Here is a 23059-nt window from a genome sequence, read left to right as displayed (position 1 = left end):
GCTTATCTCCCCTTTTCCTGCGCGCGCGCCTGCACCTGCTGGAAGATCACAATCGGCACGATCAGCAGGATAAGCAGCACCACCGCCACAGCGGACGATACGGGCCAGTCGCGGTTGGAGAAGAACTCGCTCCAGATCGTCTTGCCGATCATCAATGTCTGCGATCCGCCGAGAAGATCGGGGATCACGAACTCACCGACAGCCGGGATGAAGACCAGGAAGCAGCCTGCCAGAACACCGGCCAGCGACAGCGGAAAGGTAATTTTCCAGAATGCGGCAAACGGCGTGCAGCCCAGATCCTGCGCCGCTTCGATCAGCGAATAATCCATCTTTTCAAGCGACGAATAGATCGGCAGCACCATGAAAGGCAGATAGGAATAGACGATACCGATAAAGACCGCCGTATCCGTGTTCAGAATATTGAGCGGCGTATCGATGATATTCAGCCACATCAGAAACTGGTTCAGCAAACCTTCCGGCTTCAGAATACCGATCCACGCATAGACGCGAATGAGGAACGAGGTCCAGAACGGCAGGATCACCAGCATCAGCAGCGTCGGGCGGATAGTCGTCGGCGCGCGCGCAATGCCATAGGCCATCGGATAGGCCACCAGCAGCGTCAGGACCGTCGAAATGGCGGCAATACGGACGCTCGACAGATAGGCCTTGTAATAAAGCGGGTCATCCAGCAGCCAGAGATAATTGGCGAAGGAAAGCTGCTTGATCTTCTCCCAATTGGCCGCAAAGCCCTGCGCCAGATCGAAGGTCGGCATATAGGCCGGGATCGCCATCGCGACTTCCGACAGGGAAATCTTGAAGACGATGAAGAACGGGACGAGAAAGAATACCAGCAGCCAGAAATAGGGTATCGCGATGACGAGGCGGCTGGCGATGGAAGCGATCAGCTTCTGCATGGGGCAATCCTCACGCTGTGAGCACCAGACCGGCGTCGGTATCGAAGGAAACCCAGACGCGCTCGTCATAGGTCAGCGGATTTTCGGTCTTGCGCACGGCGTTGAGGCTCGCGGCCTTGATGGTGCGGCCATTGTCGAGCCGCACATGGAAAACCGTCATGTCACCGAAATAGGCGATATCCCACAACTCGCCTTCCACCGCATTGACTGAGGCTTCTTCAGGCTTGGTGCGCGAAATGCGGGTCTTTTCCGGGCGCACCGCATACCAGACCTTCTGGCCGGGATTGAGCTGTTCGCGCGTTTCGGTCTGGATATGGAAGCCGAATTTTTCGGTGGCGATTTCCGCCTCGCCATTGGCGGCCTTCACCACTTCGCCTTCGATGATATTCACATTGCCGATAAAGTCGGCCACGAATTTGGAGCGCGGCGCTTCATAGACTTCCGCCGGTGTCGCCACCTGTTTGATGCGGCCCTTGTCCATGACCGCGATACGGTCCGACATGGTCATGGCTTCTTCCTGATCGTGGGTGACGACCATGAAGGTCATGCCGAGCTTGACCTGCAGATCCATCAGTTCGAACTGGGTTTCTTCGCGCAGCTTCTTGTCGAGCGCGCCAAGCGGCTCATCCAGCAGCAGCACCTTGGGGCGCTTGGCGACGGAGCGGGCGAGCGCCACGCGCTGACGCTGGCCACCCGACAGCTGGTGCGGCTTGCGCTTGCCATATTGCTCCAGTTTCACGAGCTTGAGCATTTCGGCGACGCGCGCATCGATTTCCGATTTCGCCATGCCGTCCTGTTTGAGACCGAAGGCGATATTGTTCTCCACCGTCATATGGGGGAACAAAGCATAGGACTGGAACATCATGTTGACCGGGCGCTTATAGGGCGGGATGCCGCGCATATCCTGACCGTCCAGCGTGATACGGCCCGATGTCGGCTCCTCGAAGCCTGCCAGCATACGCATCAGCGTGGTCTTGCCACAGCCCGACGCACCGAGCAGCGCAAAGAATTCGCGGTTGAAAACATTCAGCGACAGATCATCGACAGCGGTGAAATCACCGAAGATTTTCGTCACATTCTCGAAAGAAATATAGGGCTTGGCCGCAGGATCGTTCCAAGGCGCAAATTTGCGGCGAAAGCTGCCAAAAGATTCCATACCGTTCCCCTATCCGATCTTCCCGGAGCCAAAAGCCTGCCTCAAAGCGAGACGGCTCCCGACGATTATGCAGTATTTACAAGACGTAGAGCGGCCCTCTGTCCAACAGTGAGCCGCTCTTCACAATGTCATCGCACGGGACCACGCCCGGCATAGAACGGTTCCGGCCAATACCGGAATTGTGGAACCGCTCTATTTATTTGTTTTTACGCATTATCCTGCGCAAAACCGCTACGCACTTTTGCTGGAAATGCTCTAGCGTTCGATGATTACTGGCCTGTGACAATCTTGGTCCAGACGCGGGTGACCACGCGCTGGGTCTTGGTGTCGTAGGGCGTCGGCACGAACAGTTTTTTCATGACGTCTTCGGTCGGGTAGATCGCCGGATCTTCCAGAATATCCTTGTTGATGAACTCCTGCGAAGCCTTGTTGCCGTTGGCATAGAACACATAGTCCGAAGCCTTGGCCGCCACTTCCGGACGCATGATGTAGTTTATGAATTCCAGCGCTTCCGGCACATGCTTGGCATCAGCCGGGATTGCCATCTGGTCGAACCACATCAAAGCGCCTTCCTTCGGGATCGAGTAGCCGATCTCGACGCCCTGATTGGCCTTTTCGGCACGATCACGCGCCTGGAAAATATCGCCTGAATAGCCGATGGCCATGCAGATATCGCCATTGGCCAGCGCATTGATATATTCCGACGAGTGGAATTTGCGGATATTCGGGCGGATCTTGAGATAGAGATCCTGTGCCTTCTGCAAGTCGTCCGGCGACGGCGAATTCGGATCGAGACCCAGATAATTCAAAGCCGGGCGCAGCATTTCGCTGGCGGAATCCAGAAGATAGATGCCGCAGCCTTTAAGCTTTGCCGACTTTTCCGGGTCGAACAGCACATCCCAAGAATCGATGGTATCGGTGCCCAGCGCTTCCTTGATCTTGGCCTTGTTATAACCGATGCCAGTCGTGCCCCACATATAATTGACCGAGTATTCGTTGCCCGGATCGTAAGTTGCGGCGCGGCTCGAAATCTCGTCCCACATATTCTTGAGGTTCGGCAGCTTGTCCTTGTCGAGCTTCAGGAACACGCCGGCAGGAATCTGACGGCCCAGGAATTCGCCCGACGGAACGACAAGATCGTAGCCGCTGCCGCCAGCCAGAAGCTTGGTTTCGAGGATTTCGTTGGAATCATAGACGTCATAGACAACCTTGATGCCGGTTTCCTTGGTGAAATCCTTGAGGATGGAATCGTCGATATAATCCGACCAGTTGTAGATATTGACCACCCGCTCCTGCGCGCTGGCGGAGAAAGCTGCGGCGACAACGCCGGTTACGACGGTTGTGGCCAGAAGGAAGGATTTGATCCCCATTATTTGCTCCATTCTACACGCTCATTTCCGGTGCAGGTACAGGTTTGGATATACTATTCCTTGATTGCACTTTTTTAGATTGCACCGGTTTCGTCAACCGCCTCCGGCGATGACGAACATAAAAAATTGCACCCTGAGCGTTGCCCGAGGGGCGATGAGATTTCGACTGTGCTGAGCCAAAATGGTGGGGCTTGAGAACCGGAGCGGAGCGTACTTCAAGCAAAGTCCCGAAAAGTTGCAGACTTTTCGGATAAGACTTGCGTAAAAGGAGCATACGTGAGCACCGGAAGCGAAAAGCCACGCCATTTGCAGGGCAAAGCACATCCCGAAAAGTGCGAAGCGGTTTTCGGAAAGATGTGCGTATAAAGAACTACACAGCCGAAATATCGCGCCTCTACTGAAAATCGAAGGCAGAAAGCCCCGCCACCATCTCATCCAGCCCCAGCGGGCGGGTCAAAGGCGGCTCGGCGCGGGTGACACAGCCTTGCCGCTCGCACAGACGACAAGCCGGACCAATCTCTGTGTTGCCCGCCTTTGCGATGGCAGCGCCGTAAACGGTCTCCTCCCCCGCCTCCAGCGCACAAGCCAACAGGATCGCGGTGCGGCGCGGGCGCTCGTTGAATGCGCCCTGCGGTCCTTCGAGCGTGCGCGCAATGGTCAGAAATGCGGTGCCATCCGGCAGTTCCATCGGCTCGACCAGCACCTGACCCGCCTGAGCGAAGGCCGCATAGACAGGGAGCTTGGGGCACTGGCCGCCGAAGCGCGTCGGAAAACCCTCGGCGCCTGCAATCCGCAGCCGATTGCCGGCATGATCGATTTCCATCACGAAAAACGGCAGCGCGCTCGCGCCCTGCCGCTGCAAGGTCGTCAGCCGGTTCGCCGCCTGCTGGAACGAAACGCCAAATCGCGAGCGCAATGCATCGACATCATAACGCATCCGCACAGCCGCATCGCGAAACTGGCGATAGGGCATCATCAGCGCCTGCGCGGCATAGCGCGCCAGCTCGAACCGGGCGATACGTTTTGCTTCGCCGGACGACAGTTTCAGCCCTTCCGTCTCCGCGCCGATCACCACCTGCATGCGGATAAGCGCCGCTTCCATGGCGATTTCCTGCAACTGATCGAAGGGCGACAAACGCTCGGAAATGAACAGGCGCTGCGAATGGCGGTCATAGCGCCTGCGCCAGTTGGGCATGGTCGCGACCGGCAGCGTGCGTACAGTAATGCCGTGCTCGCGCCGCAGCCATTCCTTCAAGGCTGCCGACAGATCGCCATCCGGCTTCAGCAGCGCGAAAAAGCTCTCCGCCTCTTCCTCGATCCGCGGATAATGATTGGGTCGCCGCGCCATCACGTCGCGCACTTCATCCAGCGGCAGGCGGGTGGCGGAAAGCTGCGCCGCTCTGCCCTCATGCGACAGCAATTGCGACAGGTCGGACAGGCGTTGCTGCTGCTCGCGATAGGCGCGGTAAAGCTTCATGATTCCGACGGCGGCGTTGGGCGCGGCTTCGCCGATTTCCACCAGTTCCTGATCGCCCGGCAATTCGCCAGTCAGAAGCGGATCGGAAAACACTTCCTTCAAACCGGTGATCGTCGCACCACTTTCGGCCTGCAGACTATCGAGATCAAGCTTGTAAACACTGGCGAGCCGCAACAGGAGCTGCACCGTCAAAGGCCGCTGGTTGCGCTCGATCAGGTTGAGATAGGACGGCGAAATGCCAAGCGCCTCGGCCATGGCCGTCTGCGTCAGGGAGCGCTCGTTGCGAATACGCCTGATGCGCGGGCCGGCAAAAATCTTGCGTTCGCTCAACTTGGTCCTCCCAAAACCGCAATGATGAGTTTTACAATTCATGACAAAATAGCTGCAAAGTCAGGCTTTGACAATATTTACAAATTTACAGAGTGCCTTCGTCAAATATCCGACAGCTTAACTTCAATTTTCAGGCGCATTTGCTGCTTTTTCTGGCCCTCTCCCCATAGCGAATGTAAATTCAGTCACAGACAGAGCAGCGACAAACGCTCTTCGAAAACCAGTGATAAGTATGAGGAGACACCGAAATGACAGATTTTTACAGCCTTATTCCTTCGGCGCCCAAGGGTCGTTTCGACGGTATCGAACGTGCGCATACGGCCGAAGATGTAAAAAGGCTGCGCGGTTCGGTGGAGATCAAGTATTCGCTGGCTGAAATGGGCGCAAACCGCCTGTGGAAGCTGATCCATGAGGAAGATTTCGTCAATGCGCTGGGCGCGCTTTCCGGCAATCAGGCCATGCAGATGGTTCGCGCCGGTTTGAAGGCGATCTACCTCTCCGGCTGGCAGGTTGCAGCGGACGCCAATACGGCATCGGCCATGTATCCCGACCAGTCGCTTTATCCGGCCAATGCGGCCCCGGAACTAGCCAAGCGCATCAACAAGACGTTGCAGCGCGCCGACCAGATCGAAACCGCCGAAGGCAAGGGACTTTCGGTCGACACCTGGTTTGCCCCGATCGTTGCCGACGCCGAAGCAGGTTTTGGCGGCCCGCTGAACGCCTTTGAAATCATGAAAGCCTTCATTGAGGCCGGTGCGGCTGGCGTACATTATGAAGACCAGCTCGCTTCGGAAAAGAAGTGCGGCCATCTTGGCGGCAAGGTTCTGATCCCGACGGCAGCGCATATCCGCAACCTCAACGCGGCGCGCCTTGCGGCAGACGTGATGGGAACGGCCACGCTGGTCATCGCCCGCACGGATGCGGAAGCCGCCAAGCTTCTGACCTCGGATATCGACGAGCGCGACCAGCCCTTTGTCGATTACGATGCGGGCCGCACGGCGGAAGGCTTCTATCAGGTGAAGAACGGCATCGAGCCATGTATCGCCCGTGCGATTGCCTATGCGCCTTATTGCGATCTGATCTGGATGGAAACGTCCAAGCCCGATCTCGAACAGGCCCGCCGCTTCGCGGAAGCCGTACACAAGGCGCATCCGGGCAAGAAGCTCGCCTATAACTGCTCGCCGTCGTTCAACTGGAAGAAGAACCTCGACGACGCCACGATTGCCAAGTTCCAGCGTGAGCTGGGCGCGATGGGCTACAAGTTCCAGTTCATCACGCTGGCCGGTTTCCACCAGCTCAACTTCGGCATGTTCGAACTGGCGCGCGGCTACAAGGACCGGCAGATGGCAGCCTATTCCGAACTGCAACAGGCAGAATTTGCAGCCGAAGCCAACGGCTATACCGCGACCAAGCACCAGCGCGAAGTCGGCACCGGCTATTTCGATGCCGTGTCGCTCGCAATCACCGGTGGGCAGTCTTCGACCACCGCCATGAAGGAATCGACTGAAACAGCACAGTTCAGACCAGCTGCTGAATAAAGCATTTCCAGCAAAAGTGGGAACCGGTTTTGCGTTCGGAAATGCGCAAACAAGCGGAATCCCGGCCACCAAACAGGAGGAACAGTTCCATGAACTCGCCAGCACGCGTCAAGGAAAGAGCAGAAGAACAATCGTCAAGCATGACCACGGATCAGCAGACCGTTATCCGCATGCTCGCCAACGATCTGCATCGCCTCAATTACACCGTCATGAAGGCGGTCGAGGCAGGCGTCTCGGTGGAACTGGTCCGCTCCGCCCGGCATCATGGCGGCGACGGCAACTGGGGTGATCTACTGATCCCGGTCATCGTCACCCACGACAAATGATGACGATCCTCGCCGCCGCCGTCGCCACCATGTTCTTTCATTTTGTGTGCCTTCGGCACCACGGGAACGGCGACGGCAACTGGGGTGATCTACTGATCCCGGTCATCGTCACCCACGACAAATGATGACGATCCCGACAATCGCCGTCGCCACCATGCTTATTCACTTTGCCGGTGGCGACGGCAGAAAACCCATCCCGGTCATTGCTTTCAAAAGGCCCTGACCACCCTCACTCAATGCCTTCTTCGTCTTCACTCCGTCCCCCGGCTGTCCCTCCAGCCGGAGTTTTTTCTGGTCGGAGGCGAACTTTTGCAGCCAACGGGTAAGCGTTAATTTCAGAAAACACCGTAATTTTTAAAATCACAATAATTGTGAATATAAATTTAATTCGATATTGGATATCGTAACAATATAAAATTTATGATTTCAATAAAGTGCAGATAAAATTGAAAAGGAGAAATATATGCGTAAGTATATCTTCATTCTCTCAATTGTTTCAAGCGCTTTAATTACAGGTGTAAACTATTCCATAGCCAGTGAAATGGTTGCAGAGGCTGGTCGAAATCAACAAACGCGGGGCCTTATCAACGATTTAATTTGCTTTTATGAGAATGGATTCCTCCATCTCAAATGCTGGGTTTCTTAAACGCCAGTCCCCTGAAAAGCCCTCGCAGGGGCTTTTATTCATAGTACGAGCGTGCCCGTACCCTCAAGAGACATAAGGATAGTCCTATGAATTCTCTCCTCATATTTCTGGCAACTGTGCTGATAACACTGGCATTCGGCTCAAAATATTCTTTTGTCAAAGATGCGAGCGGCAATGCCCTTGAAGCAAGGCAAGTATCAAATACGGATTCTACAGATTTCAAACTTCCCATATGCATTATTAATCGAGAAATATGCTTTCCGCGCGACCCGAGACTTTAAGAACAAATTGACCCAAACCATTCTTGTCGTCGACTGTCTGCGGGGTGGCGCATGAACATCCTCCCCGCACGCTCCTCGCAGACACACAAACCCGGTCGCCGGATCACCGCACGATCCTGTCTTTTCTGACCGTAGAAAGCCGCAACGATCCCGATCATCCTGCGCATTCAACAAAGCCATGATCACGCAGGATAGCATGACCGTTCAATCCCTCATTGACAGTGTCGCCTCGAAGAGCGGCATCGACCCTGCGGTTGCCGAACGCGTTGCAGGGATTATGTTCTCCGTCGTTCAGCACGAAAGGCCCGATCTTGCCGCCCGCCTGTTCGACAAAATTCCCGGCGCGGAAGAACTGGCCAACGCCAATGACGTCATGGCCCGCAGCACTGAAGGCGGCTTGCTCAGCTGGGCCGTCAATGCGGCGAGCAGCCTTGCGGGCGAGAGAATCGGCGCCTTGCTCAAAGGGCTTGCAGCCCTGAAAGCAAGCGGCCTGACCATGGAGGAGATCAAGCAGATCGGCCTGCACGCTCTAAGTCACATTCGGGAACTGGACGGCCTTCTCGCAGACGATATCAAAGAGCATTTTCGAAAATTAAAGGCCCGGTTCGGCCTTTGAGACTGCAGAGCCGCCGTCAGCCGCACCTGTTTTCCGGCTCCCAAAAAAGCCTGCTGGCCCATTTGTCAACGCCAGCCGACGCAGCTATCATGCACATATCGAAATCATTTTCTGGTGATGGATGTCTGCTGATACGACGGAAAAGAAGGTTACGCGTGCGCCGCGTCGCCGTACGCCTGCCTATGTCAAATCCCTGCGTGGAGTGAAGAACTGGAAGCAGGCAACCGAATGGCTGGCCTGGCGGGATATCGAAGACATCGAATGCATCACCCCCGATCAGGCGGGGGTCGCGCGCGGCAAGATGATGCCGTCCAAGAAATTCACGTCCAACACGTCGCTAGCTCTGCCGTCCGCCGTCTTCATGACGACGATTTCCGGCGACTATCCGGAAGACGGCTACGGCTTCCATTATCCGGAAGACGATGGCGACCTGAGATTGCTGCCTGACCTTTCCACCCTGTCGGCTGTTCCGTGGGAAAGCGACCCGACAGCGCAGGTGATCTGCGATCTGGTCTATCAGGACGGACGCGCCGTTGAATTCACCCCGCGCAACGTGCTGCGCAACGTCGTTGCCGCTTACAACAAGCGCGGCCTGAAACCGGTAGTGGCGCCGGAAATCGAATTCTATCTGGTGCGCAAAAATCCCGATCCGGATTATCCGCTGACGCCGCCGGTCGGGCGTTCGGGCCGCGCCATTGGCGGCGGACAGGGCTATTCGATTGCGGGCGTCAACGAGTTCGATGAACTGATCGACGATATCTACCATTTCTCCGAAGGTCAGGGTCTGGAGATCGACACGCTGATCCACGAGGAAGGCGCCGGTCAGCTGGAAATCAACCTGCGCCATGGCGACCCGGTTGAACTGGCCGATCAGGTTTTCATGTTCAAGCGCACGATCCGCGAGGCGGCGCTCAAACACGATATGTATGCCACCTTCATGGCGAAGCCCATTCAGGGCCAGCCGGGTTCGGCCATGCATATCCACCAGTCGATCGTCGACAAGAAGACGGGCCGCAACATTTTCACCAATGAAGATGGCAGCGAAAGCGAGGCTTTCCGCCACTTCATCGGCGGTATGCAGCGCCATGTGCCGAATGCGCTGGTGATGTTCGCGCCCTATGTGAATTCCTATCGTCGCCTGACGCCGGATGCCTCCGCGCCGGTGAACGTCAAATGGGGCTACGACAACCGCACCACGGCCTTCCGCGTGCCACGCTCTGACCCCAATGCGCGCCGTGTGGAAAACCGCATCCCCTCCTCCGATGCCAACCCCTATCTGGCGCTGGCGGCTTCGCTTGCCTGCGGCCTAATCGGCCTCGTCAACAAGATCGAGGCGGAACAGCCTGCAACGACCAGCGTCAACACCAAGGAAGTGGAGCTGCCGCGCGGCCTGATCGATGCTGTGGAACTGTTCGAGCAAGACACCGAACTGCGCAACCTCATCGGCAGCTCCTTCGTCACGACCTATGCCGCCATCAAGCGCGCCGAGTTCGAAACCTTCATGGAAGTCATCAGCCCGTGGGAGCGCGAGTTCCTGTTGCTCAATGTGTAGTTTAGGGGAGTAGGGCAGTAGGGCAGTAGGGCAGTAGGGCAGTAGGGCAGTAGGGCAGTAGGGCAGTAGGGCAGTAGGGCAGTAGGGCAGTAGGGCAGTAGGGAAAAGATACATGGGGGATCATGGCAGTCAATTCATACCGTGATCTGCTCGTGTGGCAGCAAGCCATGGAATTGGTAACTTCAATTTACCAGCTGACCAATAGTTGGCCCAAAGAAGAAATCTATGGGCTGACAAGTCAAGCTCGCCGGGCCGCCGTTTCTGTACCCGCCAATATCGCCGAAGGCTTCGGGCGTGAAAATCGCGGCTCTTACCAGCAGTTTCTGCGCATTGCTCAGGGTTCCCTGAAAGAACTGGAAACGCACCTGCTTATCGCCGAGCAGCTAGGCTATATCCAAAAAGAAGCAATTGATCCGATGATGGCTGCGAGTGAAAGTGTCGGAAAACTTCTGCGCTTTTTAATCAGAAAGCTTTCTGAGTAAAACATACTCCCCTACTGCCTTATTGCCTCACTGCCCTCTTCCACCGCGGAGACGCCGATGCCCTACCAATCCCCAATCTCCCCCGGCCTCTCGTGGTATGAGGCGAGTGTGCCGGAGCGGCCTGAATATCCCGAACTTGACGGTTCGCGGCAGGCCGATGTCGTCATCATCGGCGGCGGCTATACGGGACTGTCCGCTGCCTACCATCTGGCGAAACAGGGCGCGGATGTGGTTTTGATCGAGGCCGAGCGCTTCGGCGATGGCGCATCGGGGCGCAATGGCGGCCAGTTCAACACCGGCCAGCGCACATGGGCGGAAGACCTCGAAGCCGAATATGGCTATGAGCGCGCCAAGGCCCTGTTCGACGTGGCCGAAGAAGCGAAAGCCTATCTGCTGGCTTTTGCGAGCGAGCACCAGATCGACATGGACTATATGCCCGGACAAATCTCCGTCGTGCACAAGCCACGCTATCTCAAGCAATATGAGCGCCACGCGGAGCTGATGCAAAGCCGCTTCAATTATCCGCATATGCGTTTCATCGGGCGCGACGAGACCGCGGCCCTGCTGGGGTCCAGCCGTTATCACGGCGGTGTCTACGATGCGGGAACCGGCCACATACACCCGCTGAAACTGCTCATCGGCACGGCCAAGGCGGCAAAAGCGGCTGGCGCGAAGCTTTATGAAAACACCAAAGCGACAGGGATCAGCACTGCCAGCGGGCGCGTGGAAGTCGCGACGACACGCGGCACGATTGTCGCGAAAAACGCCTTCATCGCGGTCAATGCCTATGGCGGCACGCTGGAACCGATCAGCGCATCGCATGTCATGCCGATCCGCTCTTTCATCGGCGCGACCGTGCCGCTCGGCGACGACAGCCCGGTCATACCGGGCGGGGAGTCCGTCGACGACTCCCGTTTTGTGGTCCGCTATTTCCGCCGGTCGAAAGATGGGCGATTGCTGTTTGGCGGCCGCGAAGCCTATACAGCCGACAATCCGCGTGAGATCAGCACGCATATCCGCCGCCAGATCGCGGAAATCTATCCCGCTCTTGCCAATGTCGAGATCACCCATGCCTGGGGCGGCTCCGTCGGCATAACCATGCCGCGCCAGCCTTTTGTCCGCGAAGTGATGCCGGGCGTCATTTCGGCAGGCGGTTATTCAGGCCATGGCGTAATGCTGGCGAATTTCATGGGCAAGCTTTATGCCGACAGCATTTCCGGCAAGCGCGACAAGCTCAAACTGTTTGAAGAACTGCGCATTCCCCCCTTCCCCGGCGGGCGCACATTCCGCGCACCGCTCCTCTTCCTCGCGCTGTCATGGTACGCGCTGATGGATCGGATATGAAATGAAGGCGAGGCGCCAATGAGCGCCTCGCCTTTCTTCGACCTGCATTCTTGCAGGCCGCTCCCCTTACATTATTTGCTCCCCGGCCCTCAAAGCCAGACGCTGATAGGTTTCCTCCACCACATCGCGCATCGGCAACATGCGGCTCAAACACAACAAGGCGCGCATATGTTCGCGTCCGCCCTCATAGCCCATGATCGGCGCGAAGGGCCGCATGACAATATTCGGTTCGTCTGCATAAAGCTGCTCATACTCGGCAAAATTCAGGAAGCTCTTATAGCTGTCGCCAAGCAGCAGATAGGTTTCAACCGCAGCCCCTTCGGCGAATATTGCTTCATGGCTGTCGAGCAGAACATTGTAGTAATCGATGGATTGGTCCATCGCCACGCCGGTAATGGAACGCCCGTTGACGAGATCCTTGGCGCGGATCAAAACACCGTCGATGAAAAGCGCATGATTGGGCGATAGGTAAAGATCGCGACGCGGCGTCATGCGATCCAGCGCGTGACGTGCGATACGGATCGGCATCACATCCTCGCCCCATTCCGCGCCGCCCTTTCTGTAGCGTTGCCAGCCGACCCATTTCACCGGCACGACCTTGCAATTGGCGGTCACGACAAGGTCGCCGACGCCGAGGTTTTCCACGGCAACGGGCCCGCTCATTGTTTCAACCAGCGTGCCTTTCAAAAGGCAATTGGTGCCGCCGCTATCGCCGCTACCCGCATCCTCCCACCACTTGGTCCCCAAGGCGCGGGCAGGCGTTGTGAGCGACGACGCCAGAGCGCCAATTGCGGCAGCCCTTGCGGCGGCAGCGCTTGCCACCCCCAGAAAATGGCGTCGCGCTCGGTTGCGTGGTGAATGTCTGTTTTGTTTTTCTATCGACATAAATCCCTCCGCTCCATCTGTCTGTGACGACGCGCCACCCGCATGAAACGCCGCGCGCTTTTGCCGGAAATTCGTCGTTTCGATCACTTTGCCCCAAGACTACGGTTCTGATCTTAGCTGATCATTCCCCGCCGAATATTCCGGCAAAACGGACGAAATCCTCGATAAACAGGCGTAGCACCTACCTCCAAAGAGGAGGATTTTCGGCGTTCTTTCATGTGTCACAAAGCTTCGCGAACTGATCGAGATTAAGTGGCACCGCTCGCTGCTTGCGATTCTGCCGCTTGTCGAAACGCCAAAAATAGTATACCCCCCTATTTTATTAGGAGACGGCGACATGAGCACGCATCATCGACACGAGCAGCACCCTCATTCGCACCCGCGTCAGCTCGAAGCGCGGCACGAGCATGTGTTTCTGGGGGAAAACCACCAGCGCAACGAACGGCGGACCTGGATCGTCATCGCCATTACCGCCACGATGATGGTGATCGAGATTGTTGCCGGAAATCTCTATGGCTCCATGGCGCTGGTCGCCGATGGCTGGCACATGTCCACCCACGCGGCGGCGATGCTCATTGCAGCGCTCGCCTATCTCTATGCCCGCAAACACGCCAACAATCCGCGCTTCACCTTCGGGACGGGCAAGCTCGGCGATCTGGCGGGCTTTGCCAGCGCCATCGTTCTGGCCCTGATCGCGCTGCTGATCGGCTGGGAGAGTTTCCAGCGTTTCAGCGCCCCGGTGGCTATCGATTTCCATGAAGCCATTCTGGTCGCCTGCGTCGGCCTGGTGGTCAATCTCGTCTGCGCATGGTTGTTGAAGGACGATCACGCGCATCACCACCACGGACATGAACACGCGCATGACCATGAAAAGGGTCACGACCAGAACCTGCGCGCCGCTTATGTCCACGTGCTGGCCGACGCGCTGACCTCGGTACTGGCAATTGCCGCGCTCCTTTTCGGCAGTCTTTATGGCTGGCTATGGCTGGACCCGGCCATTGGCATTGTCGGCGCAGTGGTGATTGCGCGCTGGTCGTGGGGCCTCATTCGCGATGCGGGCGCGACCCTTCTCGATTACATCCCCGAGGGTGAGGATTTGCCCGAAGAGATCAGCGAAATCATCGAGAAGGAAGGCGGCGAAATCGCCGACCTGCATGTCTGGCAGCTGGGACCGGGACATCATGGCGCCATCGTGTCGATTGTCACGGCCACGCCAAAGGCGCCGTCCTATTACCGCAACAAGCTTGCAGCGATCCACGATTTGTCGCATGTGACGGTGGAGGTGGAAGCCCGCCCCGCCTGACCGACCGAACCTTCAGGAGCCGCCATGACCCACACCATCCGCGAAAAGCAAAAGCTCATCAACCGTGTGCGCCGTATTCGCGGACAGCTTGAGGGTGTGGAGCGGATGCTTGAGGAGGAAAAGGGCTGTGCGGAGGTCATGCAGGTAATTGCCGGTGTGCGCGGCGCGGTGAACGGGCTGATGGCGGAGGTGATCGAGGATCATATTCTGATGCACGTCGCCGATGGCGACCTGCCGCAGAAGGAGCGCGACGAAGGCGCTGGTGAACTTGTGGATGTGGTTCGCGCCTATTTGAAGTGAGAAGGGCCGGCCTCGAGCATCTCCAGCAAAAGTGCGAGGCGTCTACGCAGGGAAATCAGTCCACTGGACTGATTTCTGATCCTGCTTCGATGCGTCCGGAAATGCGTAAAAACATAGTCTTAGAGCGGGGAACCGCTCTAAAGCGGCATGGCAGAAGTCTGCTTGACGGTCTGGCTGGGCACATCCGTCTTGAGGTTCTGCACACCCTTGATGCGGCTTAGATATTCCGACTGAAACCGCCGATATTCCTCAATATCAGCCGCGACCACGCGGATCATCGCATCGTAATCGCCCAGCATGAAATAGCATTCGAGCACCTGCGGCAGCTTCAAGACCGCACGCGCAAATTCTTGAAGCGTCTCCTCATCCTGTCTGTCCAGCCGGATACGGGTAAAGAATGTCAGCCCCTTGCCGATCTTGGCCGGATTAAGCACCGCGACATAGCGGTCGATCCCGCCCGCCTCTTCCAGAAGCTTCACCCGCCTGAGACAGGGCGACGGCGACAGCCCGACCTCCCGCGCCAGATCATTATTGGCGATGCGCCCGTCGCGTTGCAGCACGCGCAGAATCCGTTTGTCGATCTCATCCAGCTTCATTGGCCACCAATTCCATTTTTGCCAAAATCATTAGCATTAGCTGCCAAATATTGTTGCAATTGGCCAATTTTTGCAACCCGATTGCGCATGATATTGGCTATATTGCCGTTCGCGCTCAAGCAAGCTCAAGCTGGAGCAACAGACAAGGGGCAGCCGCAAGTGGTCTGATTCCAACATTTGCATCCCTCGGTTCAAGCACTGAGCAAATGTTGGAATCAAAAAGACCACTAGCAAATATATGTATCTAGTGGATTTTTCGAATTTGACGTTTGAAACAGCATATGTGTCAGCCGGGATTCAAACGTCAAATTCAATCCACTAGACCCGCCAACAGGAATTTTATGGATATTTCACAGGCCTATGTGCCTCAACAAAGCAAATCCGGCCACAGATCAGAATTCTGGCGGGGTGCAGCCGCCGGACTGCCGGTTTTGCTAGGCATTATTCCCTATGCTCTGGTTCTGGGCGCGCAGGCTGCACAGAAGGGTCTCAGCATCATTGAAGTGCCGCTGATGACTGGCCTGAATTTCGCGGGCGGTTCGGAATTTGCGGCCATCCAGCTCTGGACTTCGCCGCCGCATATTTTACTCATTGCCGCGATCACGCTTCTGGTCAACAGCCGCCATCTGCTGATGGGCGCGGCCCTTGCGCCCTTCATCCGCCATCTGCCGAAGCGCAAGGCTTTCGCCAGCCTGTTTCTGATGTGTGATGAAAGCTGGGCGCTCGGCCTCGCTGATGCAAAGCGCCGTCAGGCGAAGGGCGTCAATCCCGCTCTCAGCCTCAAATTCTATGCGGGCGTCGCCATCCCGTTCTACATCGCTTGGGTGGTGTTCACCACGCTCGGCGCGGCTTTCGGCCCGATGATGGGCGATTTGCGCCCCTACGGTTTCGACATGGCGTTTCCGGCGGTGTTTCTGGTGCTGCTGGCGGGCATGTGGAAGGGCTTTAGCGCAGCGCGCCCGTGGCTGGTCAGCCTTGTCGTCGCCGCCGTGACCTATCTCACCATTCCCGGCGCATGGTATGTCGCCGCCGGCGCATTGTCCGGCCTCGTTGCCGCCTATCTTCTGGCAGGTGAAGAATGATCGATCCGTTAGCCGTTCTCACCATCGTTTTGATGGCCAGCGTCACCTACCTCACCCGCATCGGCGGTTATGTGCTGCTACGCAATCGCACGCTCAGCAAACGGGCCACGGCTGTTATGGAAGCCGCGCCCGGTTGCGTGCTGATATCGGTCATCGCGCCGGATTTCGTCTCCGACAAGCCCGCCGATCTTCTGGCGCTGGCGATCACCATTCTTGCCGCCACGCGCTTTTCCATGCTGCCGACCGTGATCATCGGCATCGGCGCTGCCGGTCTCTGCCGCTATCTGATTGGATAGCGACAGCGCAGCTCACTGCAGGTGCTGCAGCTTGTCGGGATTGCGGACGACATAGATCGCCGCAATCTTTCCGTCTTCAATATCGAGCGCCGTGGTCTGGATCTGGCCATCCGATTCAAGCGAGATGAAGCCTGGCAGGCCATTGATAAAGGTGGTGCGCAAGAGCTTCGAACCGTTGGCCCTGAAATAGCCGGCGAGCTTCTCGTGAATTTCCATGACATCGGTAAAACCGAAAATCGGCTTCGGGAAGGCCGGGCGTTTTCCGCCGCCATCCGCATGCATCTGCACATCGGCGGCCAGCATGGTGCCGAGCGCATTCATATCGCCGCTGCGTGAAGCCGTGAAGAAAGCCTGCGCCAGTTCGAGCCCGCGCTGCTTATCGACCTGAAAACGCGGGCGCTCCTCGCGAACATGTTTGCGTGCACGGGTCGCAAGCTGTCGACAGGCCGCCGCATCGCGCTGGATTGTCTTCGCTATTTCGTCGAAGTCGAGACCGAAGACATCGTGCAGCAGAAAGGCCGCGCGCTCCAGCGGTGAAAGCCGCTCCAGCGCCAGCATCAGCGGCAAGGTAACATCGTCGTCTTCCTCTTCCTCCTCGACCACCGGGTCTGGAATCCACGGGCCGAGATAGGTTTCGCGCTGCCTTTGGCCGGATTTCAGCCGGTCGAGACAAAGCCGCGTCACCGTCCGCCGCAGGAACGCTTCCGGTTCGCGCACCGCACTGCGGTCGGCGTTCATCCAGCGGATGAACGCCTCCTGCACCATATCTTCCGCATCGGCGACAGAGCCGAGCATCCGATAGGCGACGCGGATCAGTTTCGGACGCAGCGGATCGAAAATCTCCGCCGCGTCGTCATGCGCCAGCCTCCCCGTCATCAGGCGACAGCCTCGGCGGCAGTCTTCTGGGCGGTGGCTTTTGCAGCCGCCGGATCGAACCAGAGGCCGAAGCCGACGGCCATGCGGTTCCAGCCATTGATAATGTTGATCATCAGCGTGAGATTCACCTGTTCCCCCTCCGTAAACTGCGCCTGCAAGGCCCTGCGCGCCTCGGCAAGATCATGGCCCTGCGAGAGACGCGTCAGCGCATCCACCCAGCCCAGAGCCGCACGTTCCCGCTCGGAATAGCATGGCGCTTCCTGCCAGGCCGAGAGCAAATAAATGCGCTGTTCGGTTTCGCCCAGCGAGCGGGCTTCAATCGTATGCATGTTGATGCAGTTTGCGCAGGCATTGATCTGCGACGAGCGGATTTTGACCAGTTCGATCAGGCTCGGCTCCAAGCTGGAAGCGACGGCCTGCGAGGTGGTCATCCAGGACTTCATCAGGGCAGGAGCAACATTGAATGGGTTCAGCGTGGCAGTCATGGTCTCGTTCCTTTCGGGTTTGATTTGGTGGTTCGAAAGACATGACGAGCGAGCAAGGCTGAATGTGACATGCGGGTGAAAAAAATCTTTGCCCATAGACATTATTTTCCAAGTTCTCCCAGGATCCATGCCCGAAAAGCCCGGATTTTCGGCACGTTGCGGCGGGATTCCGGATAGACCAGCCAATAGGAACGGCCATCGTCGCAGAGAAGGTCGAAGGGCTGGATCAGCAGACCCGCCGCGACTTCCGCCGTGTGAAAGGCAGGGGGGAGGATGCCCATGCCAAGGCCCGCCGTGGCCGCCCGCCCTTCCAGATGCTGCGCACCCAGCCGGTTCTGCGTGTTGCCGCGCAGTTGCGGATCGGGAACGCCAGCGGCTTCAAACCACAGCCGCCACCACGGATCGCTGGCGTCGATGGCTGGCAGGCGCAACAGGTCGGCGGGCTCGCGCACCCCGCCAATGCTCGCTGCAAGCTTCGGGCTCAACATGGGTGTGAACTGCGCCTTGATCAGCTCATGACTAACCAATCCCGGCCAGTTGCCCGTGCCGGTGCGGATCGCCAGATCGACCTCGCTCTGCGTGAAATCGATCAGCCGGTCATTGGTATCGAGCCGCACCGCCAGAAGCGGGTGCTCCATCTGGAAAGAGCCGAGGCGCTGAACCAGCCAATTGGCTGCGAAAGTGGCGACCACGCTGATCGTGAGAACGCCTTCCGCATCCTCCCGCAACGCGGCGAAAGCCGTGCGCATTGTTTCAAAAGCTTCGGTGATGGACGGTGCCAATCGCTCGCCAAGCTCGGTCAGCTTCACTTGTCTCGGCATGCGCAGAAACAGAGGCGCTCCAACGCGCTCCTCCAGCATCTTGATCTGATAGCTGACGGCGGCCTGCGTCATGCCAAGCTCTTCCGCAGCCTTGGTAAAGCTCGCGTGGCGGGACGCGGATTCAAAGACGCGAATGGCGGATAAAGGGGGAAGCGATGACACCATGATACATAAGTTCTCCTTATGTATGGTAATCGACGTTCAATTGGAAAACAACAGCTTTTCCGGCCATATCTATAGGCACAGTTTAACTGAGCCGCCTCCCACAGTTCACAGAAGCAAAGCCGGAACCATGCAAAATATCGAGATGAATGCACCAGCCCTTGCAGGGGCCTGCGCTGCGTCTGGCCCTACCGACAAAGCAGCCTCTGGCTGGTATCGCCTTTTCAGCCGCCTGTTTCAGCGCAGACCAGCGACCTATGTCGTCAGCGAACACTCGCCCGACTATCTGCTGCGCGACCTTGGCCTCATGGAAGGGCGCACCTCCCACCTCCCGCGCGGCAGACACAAGCTGCCGGAGTGGCGCTAATTTAAGCGCTGATGACCGCAAAGCCGCGGGCCTTCAGGCCGCGACGGTCTTCATGCAAACTGCTGACGAGACGGTCGCGGCTACCGCCCAGATGGGCGCTTAACAGCCTTGCCGCCTCGTCCGCATCGCCATCGCGCACCGCATCAAGGATCGCGTGATGTTCGCGCCAGGCGCGGGCAAGTGCTGCTTCATCGCGCACTTCCAGCCAGCGCGCCCGCGACAGGCGCTGCATCGCATCCCGCACGCCACGGCTTAGAAACTCATTGCCCGACAGCCGCGCCAGTTCGATATGAAAATCCATGCCGACCCGATGCCATTCCTCCCGCGAGGTTTCGGCATCGCAACTGTCCAGCATCGCGCCAATCGGCTCGACGCCGCTGCGATCATCAAGCGCCGCAGTCAACCGGATAGCCGCCACCTCCAGCGCCTCGCGATAGACGCCGATCTGCTCGATTTCAGCAAGATTGATCGGCGAAACCGTCCAGCCGCGCCCTTCACGACACACAAGCCCTTCCGCTTCCAGCCGTAACAGCGCTGCGCGGATCGGCGTGCGCGAAGCGGCAAACTGCGCCTCCACCCATCGCTCGGTCAGGCGTTCGCCCGGCCCAAGCTCAAGCCCCAGTATCATGTCGCGAAGCTGCGTTTCCACTTCTTGCATCTGTGACATTGCCGACCGGTCTCCTAGAGCGGTTCCGGTTAAAACGGAATCGTGGAACCGCTCTATCTATTTGTTTTCACGCATTATCCGACGCAAAACCGCTACGCACTTTTGCTGGAAATGCTCTAGTTCACCACGCCGTCAATGCCTTGCTCCTGACGGGAGTTGACAAGGCGAAGCAACAGGCGCATGCATGTATACCGTTTTGGTATCCCAAAATGGCATACAAGACAATCCCATTCCCGCATCCGCATTTCATTCGCAGGACATGACATGAGCACGACCCAAGCTGCCGCCAGGGACGCTGTCGCTTTAGACGGCACCGCTGGCCCGAAACAGGCTGAGGAAAACCACGAGCGCTACTGGAAACAGAACCTCCTCATTTGCCTGATCGGTTCGTTCACCACGCTGATCGCCATGTCGCTCCTGCTTCCTTTCCTGCCGCTTTATGTGGAACAATTGGGCGTCTCCGATCATGCTGCCATCGTGCAGTGGTCCGGCATCGCCTATGGCGCCACCTTTCTCGCCGCAGCCTTCGTCGCGCCGCTTTGGGGCAAGCTTGGCGACCGTTATGGTCGCAAGCTGATGCTGATCCGCGCCAGTCTCGGCATGGCCATCGCCATGTCGCTGATCGGCATGGTGACAAGCGTCTGGCAGCTGGTCGCGCTGCGACTGTTCGTCGGTATTGCGGGCGGCTACTCCTCCGGCTCGATGATCCTCGTCGCCACGCAGACCCCAAAGGACAAGACCGGCTGGGCGCTGGGGGCGCTTTCGGCGGGCATCATGGCGGGCAATCTGGCCGGGCCGCTGCTCGGAGGCGCATTGCCGCCATTGATCGGCATTCGCGCCACTTTCTGGCTGGCGGGCGGCGTGATCTTCCTGACTTTCCTCGCCACGACTTTCCTGATCCGCGAAGAGCGCAAGCCGCCGAAACCGACCAAGGAACAGAAGGCGGAATCCATCTGGGCGGCTATCCCCGACAGAAAGCCGGTTCTGGCCATGCTGGTGACGGGCGTGCTGCTGCTCTTCGCCAATATGTCGATTGAGCCGATCATCACTGTCTATGTCATGCAACTGATGGACGACCAGACCAAGGTCACGCTGATCTCCGGCGTTGTGATGGCTGCGGCGGCGCTGGGCAGCATCCTGTCTTCGTCGCGCCTCGGGCGTCTGGCCGACCGCGTCGGGCACAGATATGTCATCATCGGCGCGCTGGCGGTTTCCGCATTGTTGCTGATCCCGCAGGCTTTCGTCACGCAAGCCTGGCAACTGATCGGCCTGCGCTTCCTGATGGGGCTGGCGCTGGGCGGTCTCCTGCCCTGCATCACCAGCGTTATCCGGCATAATGTGCCCGACCGGGTTGCTGGCGGCATCCTCGGCTATTCGGTCTCGGCGCAATATGTCGGTCAGGTCGCAGGCCCGGTGGCGGGCGGCTTTGTCGGCGGTCATTTCGGCATGCGCGCCGTGTTTCTCGGCACCTGCCTGATGATGGCCTTCGGCGCGCTTTATAACTGGATCGTGCTGCGACGCGCTTCACAGAACTGACGCAACCAAGGGATACTGGCTGTCACTCCATCACTTCCATGATTCTTGGGACATTGAATGACAGACCATATCTTCGCGCCCTTCGAAACGCTTGCTGCTGAACTTCTGCCGCATGCGCTGGAACATGGTGAGGACGGATCGCACGATCTGTCCCACCTCGCCCGCGTCTGGAAGAATGCCTCGGCCATTCACAGTACCGAAGGCGGCGACGCCGAAATTCTCTGCGCGGCGGCAATTCTGCATGATTGCGTGAGTGTGGAGAAAAATTCACCCGACCGGCACAAGGCTTCGCGGCTTGCAGCCGACAAGGCTTCCGCACTGCTGCGCAGCCTCGGCTGGAACGAAGAGCGCGTCGGTCGCGTCGCCCATGCGGTTGAAGCGCACAGTTTTTCCGCCTATATCGAGCCCGTGACCATCGAGGCGCAGACCTTGCAGGATGCAGACAGGCTCGACGCAATTGGCGTGATCGGCGCAGCACGCTGCTTCTATATTGCAGGCCGTATGGGAAGCGCCCTTTATGACTGGCGTGACCCGCGCGCTGACGACCGCGCGCTTGACGACAAAGCCTATGCGCTCGATCATTTCCGCACAAAGCTGTTCAAGCTTGCTTCCGGTTTCAGGACGGAAACCGGAAGGCGTATGGCTGCCGAACGCCACAAGCGGCTGGAAGCAATTTACGATGACTTCCTCGCCGAAGCAGGTTGCTAAATGGAATAGCCGCCGTCGACACTGAGCGCCGTCCCCGTCACCATCGAGGCGGCGTCGGATGCCAGCCAAAGGGCGGCTTCGGCCACATCGTCCGGCGTCGAAAACCGATCAAGCGGGATCGTCGCTTTCAGGGCCTGACGCGCGTCCGGCGTATCGTCTTCCAGAAACAGCTTCAGCGCTTCGCTATCGCTTTCCGCCGGGCAGATGCAGTTGACGCGAATGTTCTTCTCGGCCAGCTCCAGCGCCATCGCCTTGGTGGCGCTGATAATCCAGCCCTTGGATGCGCTATACCAGACCAGCCCCTTGCGTGGACGCAACGCGGTCGCAGAAGCGGTGTTGATGATGACGCCGCCGCCCTGATGCTCCATGATCGGCACGACGATCTGCGTCGAATAATAAAGCGCCTTCATATTGACGGCATTGATGAGATCGAAATTGTGCTCGTCCACCTCGGTCAGCGGCATGTTGCGATGGGTGAAACCGGCATTGTTGACCATGATGTCGATGCGCCCGAAAGCCTCAAAGGCCGCGCGCGCCACGCGTTCGACATCGTCTTTGCGCGACACGTCCGCCTGCACGGACAGCGCATTCTTGCCGATATGCGCCAGCTCATCTTCCACGCGCTTCACATTGACGTCGGCAAGCACGACTTTCGCGCCTTCGGCTGCAAATCGGTGCGCCATGCCTGAACCGAAACCCGATCCGGCGCCGGTGATGATTGCGACCTTATCCTGCAGCCTCTTCATGTCATTCTCCTTTGACAAAGCCGTTTCAGACTTTGTGAGCAAATCACTTGAAACAAGATTGTTTGTTCCAATATGGCTTTAAGATGAACATGTCATGTGTGCATAAGCGGTTAACCCGACAAAACCGACAGGCCGCCGTCGCGCGCGGCCTTATCCCTATATCTGACCCACATTTGGCGCCAAGTTCAAATTCGCGA

General features: G+C 57.9%; 25 protein-coding genes. 14 read left to right on the top strand and 11 right to left on the bottom strand.

Annotation, left to right across the window (positions count from 1 at the left end):
* Positions 1-2 precede the first annotated feature (2 nt).
* From JAU75_RS10050 to JAU75_RS10035, 4 genes are all read right to left on the bottom strand, one after another.
* On the bottom strand, positions 3-914 hold the full coding sequence (locus JAU75_RS10050) for an ABC transporter permease subunit (protein ID WP_199056390.1): 912 nt from the start codon (positions 912-914) through the stop codon (positions 3-5).
* 10 nt (positions 915-924) lie between these two features.
* On the bottom strand, positions 925-2070 hold the full coding sequence (locus JAU75_RS10045) for an ABC transporter ATP-binding protein (protein WP_199056389.1): 1146 nt from the start codon (positions 2068-2070) through the stop codon (positions 925-927).
* Between the two features lie 269 nt (positions 2071-2339).
* A complete protein-coding gene (locus JAU75_RS10040) occupies positions 2340-3440 on the bottom strand; it encodes a polyamine ABC transporter substrate-binding protein (protein ID WP_199056388.1) in 1101 nt (366 codons plus the stop codon).
* Positions 3441-3834: 394 nt separating this feature from the next.
* Positions 3835-5247, bottom strand: a complete 1413-nt coding sequence (locus JAU75_RS10035; RefSeq protein WP_199056387.1) for a helix-turn-helix domain-containing protein — start codon at positions 5245-5247, stop codon at positions 3835-3837.
* Between the two features lie 248 nt (positions 5248-5495).
* Here JAU75_RS10035 and aceA point away from each other — a divergent pair, with 248 nt between their 5' ends.
* The 7 genes from aceA (at position 5496) to JAU75_RS10005 (ending at position 12032) form a co-directional block, all read left to right on the top strand.
* Entirely contained in the window at positions 5496-6785 is a 1290-nt protein-coding gene (gene aceA, locus JAU75_RS10030; protein WP_078339792.1) for an isocitrate lyase, read from the top strand.
* Between the two features lie 89 nt (positions 6786-6874).
* The gene (locus JAU75_RS10025) at positions 6875-7111 is read left to right on the top strand and encodes a hypothetical protein (protein ID WP_010659117.1); all 237 of its coding nucleotides are present in this window, start codon (positions 6875-6877) and stop codon (positions 7109-7111) included.
* The gene (locus JAU75_RS24245; RefSeq protein WP_371836149.1) at positions 7111-7236 is read left to right on the top strand and encodes a hypothetical protein; all 126 of its coding nucleotides are present in this window, start codon (positions 7111-7113) and stop codon (positions 7234-7236) included. The genes JAU75_RS10025 and JAU75_RS24245 overlap by 1 nt, the downstream gene beginning before the upstream one ends.
* A 998-nt stretch (positions 7237-8234) precedes the next feature.
* Positions 8235-8654 (top strand): DUF2267 domain-containing protein, encoded by a 420-nt coding sequence (locus tag JAU75_RS10020; RefSeq protein WP_199056386.1) that lies wholly within the window; start codon positions 8235-8237, stop codon positions 8652-8654.
* Between the two features lie 121 nt (positions 8655-8775).
* The gene (locus tag JAU75_RS10015) at positions 8776-10206 is read left to right on the top strand and encodes a glutamine synthetase family protein (RefSeq protein WP_199056385.1); all 1431 of its coding nucleotides are present in this window, start codon (positions 8776-8778) and stop codon (positions 10204-10206) included.
* A 122-nt stretch (positions 10207-10328) separates the two neighbouring features.
* Positions 10329-10688 carry a four helix bundle protein gene (locus JAU75_RS10010; RefSeq protein WP_199056384.1) on the top strand — a complete coding sequence of 120 codons (360 nt, stop codon included), beginning with the start codon at positions 10329-10331 and terminating at the stop codon, positions 10686-10688.
* Positions 10689-10745: 57 nt separating this feature from the next.
* Positions 10746-12032: an FAD-binding oxidoreductase gene (locus JAU75_RS10005; protein WP_199056383.1), complete on the top strand. Its 1287-nt coding sequence runs from the start codon at positions 10746-10748 to the stop codon at positions 12030-12032.
* Between the two features lie 66 nt (positions 12033-12098).
* Here the strand turns inward: JAU75_RS10005 and JAU75_RS10000 are convergent, their stop codons facing one another.
* Positions 12099-12917: a Hint domain-containing protein gene (locus JAU75_RS10000; RefSeq protein WP_199056382.1), complete on the bottom strand. Its 819-nt coding sequence runs from the start codon at positions 12915-12917 to the stop codon at positions 12099-12101.
* Positions 12918-13254: 337 nt separating this feature from the next.
* On the opposite strand from JAU75_RS10000, the gene dmeF reads away from it, so the two are divergent.
* Positions 13255-14220 carry a CDF family Co(II)/Ni(II) efflux transporter DmeF gene (gene dmeF / locus JAU75_RS09995; RefSeq protein ID WP_199056381.1) on the top strand — a complete coding sequence of 322 codons (966 nt, stop codon included), beginning with the start codon at positions 13255-13257 and terminating at the stop codon, positions 14218-14220.
* A gap of 24 nt (positions 14221-14244) precedes the next feature.
* Positions 14245-14520 carry a metal/formaldehyde-sensitive transcriptional repressor gene (locus tag JAU75_RS09990; RefSeq protein ID WP_199056380.1) on the top strand — a complete coding sequence of 92 codons (276 nt, stop codon included), beginning with the start codon at positions 14245-14247 and terminating at the stop codon, positions 14518-14520.
* Between the two features lie 137 nt (positions 14521-14657).
* Here the strand turns inward: JAU75_RS09990 and JAU75_RS09985 are convergent, their stop codons facing one another.
* Entirely contained in the window at positions 14658-15116 is a 459-nt protein-coding gene (locus JAU75_RS09985) for an Lrp/AsnC family transcriptional regulator (RefSeq protein WP_199056379.1), read from the bottom strand.
* Between the two features lie 341 nt (positions 15117-15457).
* On the opposite strand from JAU75_RS09985, the gene JAU75_RS09980 reads away from it, so the two are divergent.
* Together JAU75_RS09980 and JAU75_RS09975 are read left to right on the top strand one after the other, a co-directional pair.
* Positions 15458-16198, top strand: a complete 741-nt coding sequence (locus tag JAU75_RS09980) for an AzlC family ABC transporter permease (RefSeq protein WP_199056378.1) — start codon at positions 15458-15460, stop codon at positions 16196-16198.
* Positions 16195-16494, top strand: coding sequence for an AzlD family protein (locus JAU75_RS09975; RefSeq protein WP_199056377.1), 300 nt, complete (start codon positions 16195-16197; stop codon positions 16492-16494). The genes JAU75_RS09980 and JAU75_RS09975 overlap by 4 nt, the downstream gene beginning before the upstream one ends.
* A gap of 12 nt (positions 16495-16506) precedes the next feature.
* Here the strand turns inward: JAU75_RS09975 and JAU75_RS09970 are convergent, their stop codons facing one another.
* The 3 genes from JAU75_RS09970 to JAU75_RS09960 all read right to left on the bottom strand — a co-directional run bounded on the left by JAU75_RS09970 (position 16507) and on the right by JAU75_RS09960 (position 18841).
* Positions 16507-17370 carry a sigma-70 family RNA polymerase sigma factor gene (locus JAU75_RS09970; RefSeq protein WP_199056376.1) on the bottom strand — a complete coding sequence of 288 codons (864 nt, stop codon included), beginning with the start codon at positions 17368-17370 and terminating at the stop codon, positions 16507-16509.
* The gene (locus tag JAU75_RS09965) at positions 17370-17855 is read right to left on the bottom strand and encodes a carboxymuconolactone decarboxylase family protein (RefSeq protein ID WP_199056375.1); all 486 of its coding nucleotides are present in this window, start codon (positions 17853-17855) and stop codon (positions 17370-17372) included. Before JAU75_RS09965 ends, JAU75_RS09970 begins: the two co-directional genes overlap by 1 nt.
* A gap of 101 nt (positions 17856-17956) precedes the next feature.
* Complete coding sequence (locus JAU75_RS09960; protein WP_199056374.1) at positions 17957-18841, bottom strand: LysR substrate-binding domain-containing protein; 885 nt, start codon at positions 18839-18841, stop codon at positions 17957-17959.
* 127 nt (positions 18842-18968) lie between these two features.
* Here JAU75_RS09960 and JAU75_RS09955 point away from each other — a divergent pair, with 127 nt between their 5' ends.
* Entirely contained in the window at positions 18969-19205 is a 237-nt protein-coding gene (locus JAU75_RS09955; RefSeq protein WP_199056373.1) for a hypothetical protein, read from the top strand.
* 1 nt (position 19206) lies between these two features.
* Here the strand turns inward: JAU75_RS09955 and JAU75_RS09950 are convergent, their stop codons facing one another.
* Positions 19207-19872: a GntR family transcriptional regulator gene (locus JAU75_RS09950; RefSeq protein WP_199056372.1), complete on the bottom strand. Its 666-nt coding sequence runs from the start codon at positions 19870-19872 to the stop codon at positions 19207-19209.
* Between the two features lie 264 nt (positions 19873-20136).
* On the opposite strand from JAU75_RS09950, the gene JAU75_RS09945 reads away from it, so the two are divergent.
* Together JAU75_RS09945 and JAU75_RS09940 are read left to right on the top strand one after the other, a co-directional pair.
* Complete coding sequence (locus JAU75_RS09945; protein ID WP_199056371.1) at positions 20137-21408, top strand: multidrug efflux MFS transporter; 1272 nt, start codon at positions 20137-20139, stop codon at positions 21406-21408.
* A 57-nt stretch (positions 21409-21465) separates the two neighbouring features.
* Positions 21466-22116, top strand: coding sequence for an HD domain-containing protein (locus tag JAU75_RS09940; protein ID WP_199056370.1), 651 nt, complete (start codon positions 21466-21468; stop codon positions 22114-22116).
* Here JAU75_RS09940 and JAU75_RS09935 read toward each other — a convergent pair.
* On the bottom strand, positions 22113-22862 hold the full coding sequence (locus JAU75_RS09935; RefSeq protein ID WP_199056369.1) for an SDR family oxidoreductase: 750 nt from the start codon (positions 22860-22862) through the stop codon (positions 22113-22115). The two genes, JAU75_RS09940 and JAU75_RS09935, sit on opposite strands and share 4 nt — an antisense overlap.
* Positions 22863-23059: the final 197 nt, after the last annotated feature.

This window comes from Ochrobactrum sp. Q0168, from assembly GCF_016427605.1.
Taxonomy (GTDB): Bacteria; Pseudomonadota; Alphaproteobacteria; order Rhizobiales; family Rhizobiaceae; genus Brucella.
This window is presented reverse-complemented; position numbering and strand designations above follow the sequence as displayed.

Coding starts and splice junctions, on each gene's coding strand:
- JAU75_RS09980 (WP_199056378.1), top strand. CDS start 15,458: ATGGATATTTCACAGGCCTATGTGCCTCAACAAAGCAAATCCGGCCAC.
- JAU75_RS10005 (WP_199056383.1), top strand. CDS start 10,746: ATGCCCTACCAATCCCCAATCTCCCCCGGCCTCTCGTGGTATGAGGCG.
- JAU75_RS09945 (WP_199056371.1), top strand. CDS start 20,137: ATGAGCACGACCCAAGCTGCCGCCAGGGACGCTGTCGCTTTAGACGGC.
- JAU75_RS10040 (WP_199056388.1), bottom strand. CDS start 3,440: ATGGGGATCAAATCCTTCCTTCTGGCCACAACCGTCGTAACCGGCGTT.
- JAU75_RS10020 (WP_199056386.1), top strand. CDS start 8,235: ATGACCGTTCAATCCCTCATTGACAGTGTCGCCTCGAAGAGCGGCATC.
- dmeF (WP_199056381.1), top strand. CDS start 13,255: ATGAGCACGCATCATCGACACGAGCAGCACCCTCATTCGCACCCGCGT.
- aceA (WP_078339792.1), top strand. CDS start 5,496: ATGACAGATTTTTACAGCCTTATTCCTTCGGCGCCCAAGGGTCGTTTC.
- JAU75_RS10050 (WP_199056390.1), bottom strand. CDS start 914: ATGCAGAAGCTGATCGCTTCCATCGCCAGCCGCCTCGTCATCGCGATA.
- JAU75_RS24245 (WP_371836149.1), top strand. CDS start 7,111: ATGACGATCCTCGCCGCCGCCGTCGCCACCATGTTCTTTCATTTTGTG.
- JAU75_RS09955 (WP_199056373.1), top strand. CDS start 18,969: ATGCAAAATATCGAGATGAATGCACCAGCCCTTGCAGGGGCCTGCGCT.
- JAU75_RS09940 (WP_199056370.1), top strand. CDS start 21,466: ATGACAGACCATATCTTCGCGCCCTTCGAAACGCTTGCTGCTGAACTT.
- JAU75_RS10000 (WP_199056382.1), bottom strand. CDS start 12,917: ATGTCGATAGAAAAACAAAACAGACATTCACCACGCAACCGAGCGCGA.
- JAU75_RS09985 (WP_199056379.1), bottom strand. CDS start 15,116: ATGAAGCTGGATGAGATCGACAAACGGATTCTGCGCGTGCTGCAACGC.
- JAU75_RS10025 (WP_010659117.1), top strand. CDS start 6,875: ATGAACTCGCCAGCACGCGTCAAGGAAAGAGCAGAAGAACAATCGTCA.
- JAU75_RS09975 (WP_199056377.1), top strand. CDS start 16,195: ATGATCGATCCGTTAGCCGTTCTCACCATCGTTTTGATGGCCAGCGTC.
- JAU75_RS09965 (WP_199056375.1), bottom strand. CDS start 17,855: ATGACTGCCACGCTGAACCCATTCAATGTTGCTCCTGCCCTGATGAAG.
- JAU75_RS09960 (WP_199056374.1), bottom strand. CDS start 18,841: ATGGTGTCATCGCTTCCCCCTTTATCCGCCATTCGCGTCTTTGAATCC.
- JAU75_RS09990 (WP_199056380.1), top strand. CDS start 14,245: ATGACCCACACCATCCGCGAAAAGCAAAAGCTCATCAACCGTGTGCGC.
- JAU75_RS10010 (WP_199056384.1), top strand. CDS start 10,329: ATGGCAGTCAATTCATACCGTGATCTGCTCGTGTGGCAGCAAGCCATG.
- JAU75_RS10015 (WP_199056385.1), top strand. CDS start 8,776: ATGTCTGCTGATACGACGGAAAAGAAGGTTACGCGTGCGCCGCGTCGC.
- JAU75_RS10045 (WP_199056389.1), bottom strand. CDS start 2,070: ATGGAATCTTTTGGCAGCTTTCGCCGCAAATTTGCGCCTTGGAACGAT.
- JAU75_RS09935 (WP_199056369.1), bottom strand. CDS start 22,862: ATGAAGAGGCTGCAGGATAAGGTCGCAATCATCACCGGCGCCGGATCG.
- JAU75_RS09950 (WP_199056372.1), bottom strand. CDS start 19,872: ATGTCACAGATGCAAGAAGTGGAAACGCAGCTTCGCGACATGATACTG.
- JAU75_RS09970 (WP_199056376.1), bottom strand. CDS start 17,370: ATGACGGGGAGGCTGGCGCATGACGACGCGGCGGAGATTTTCGATCCG.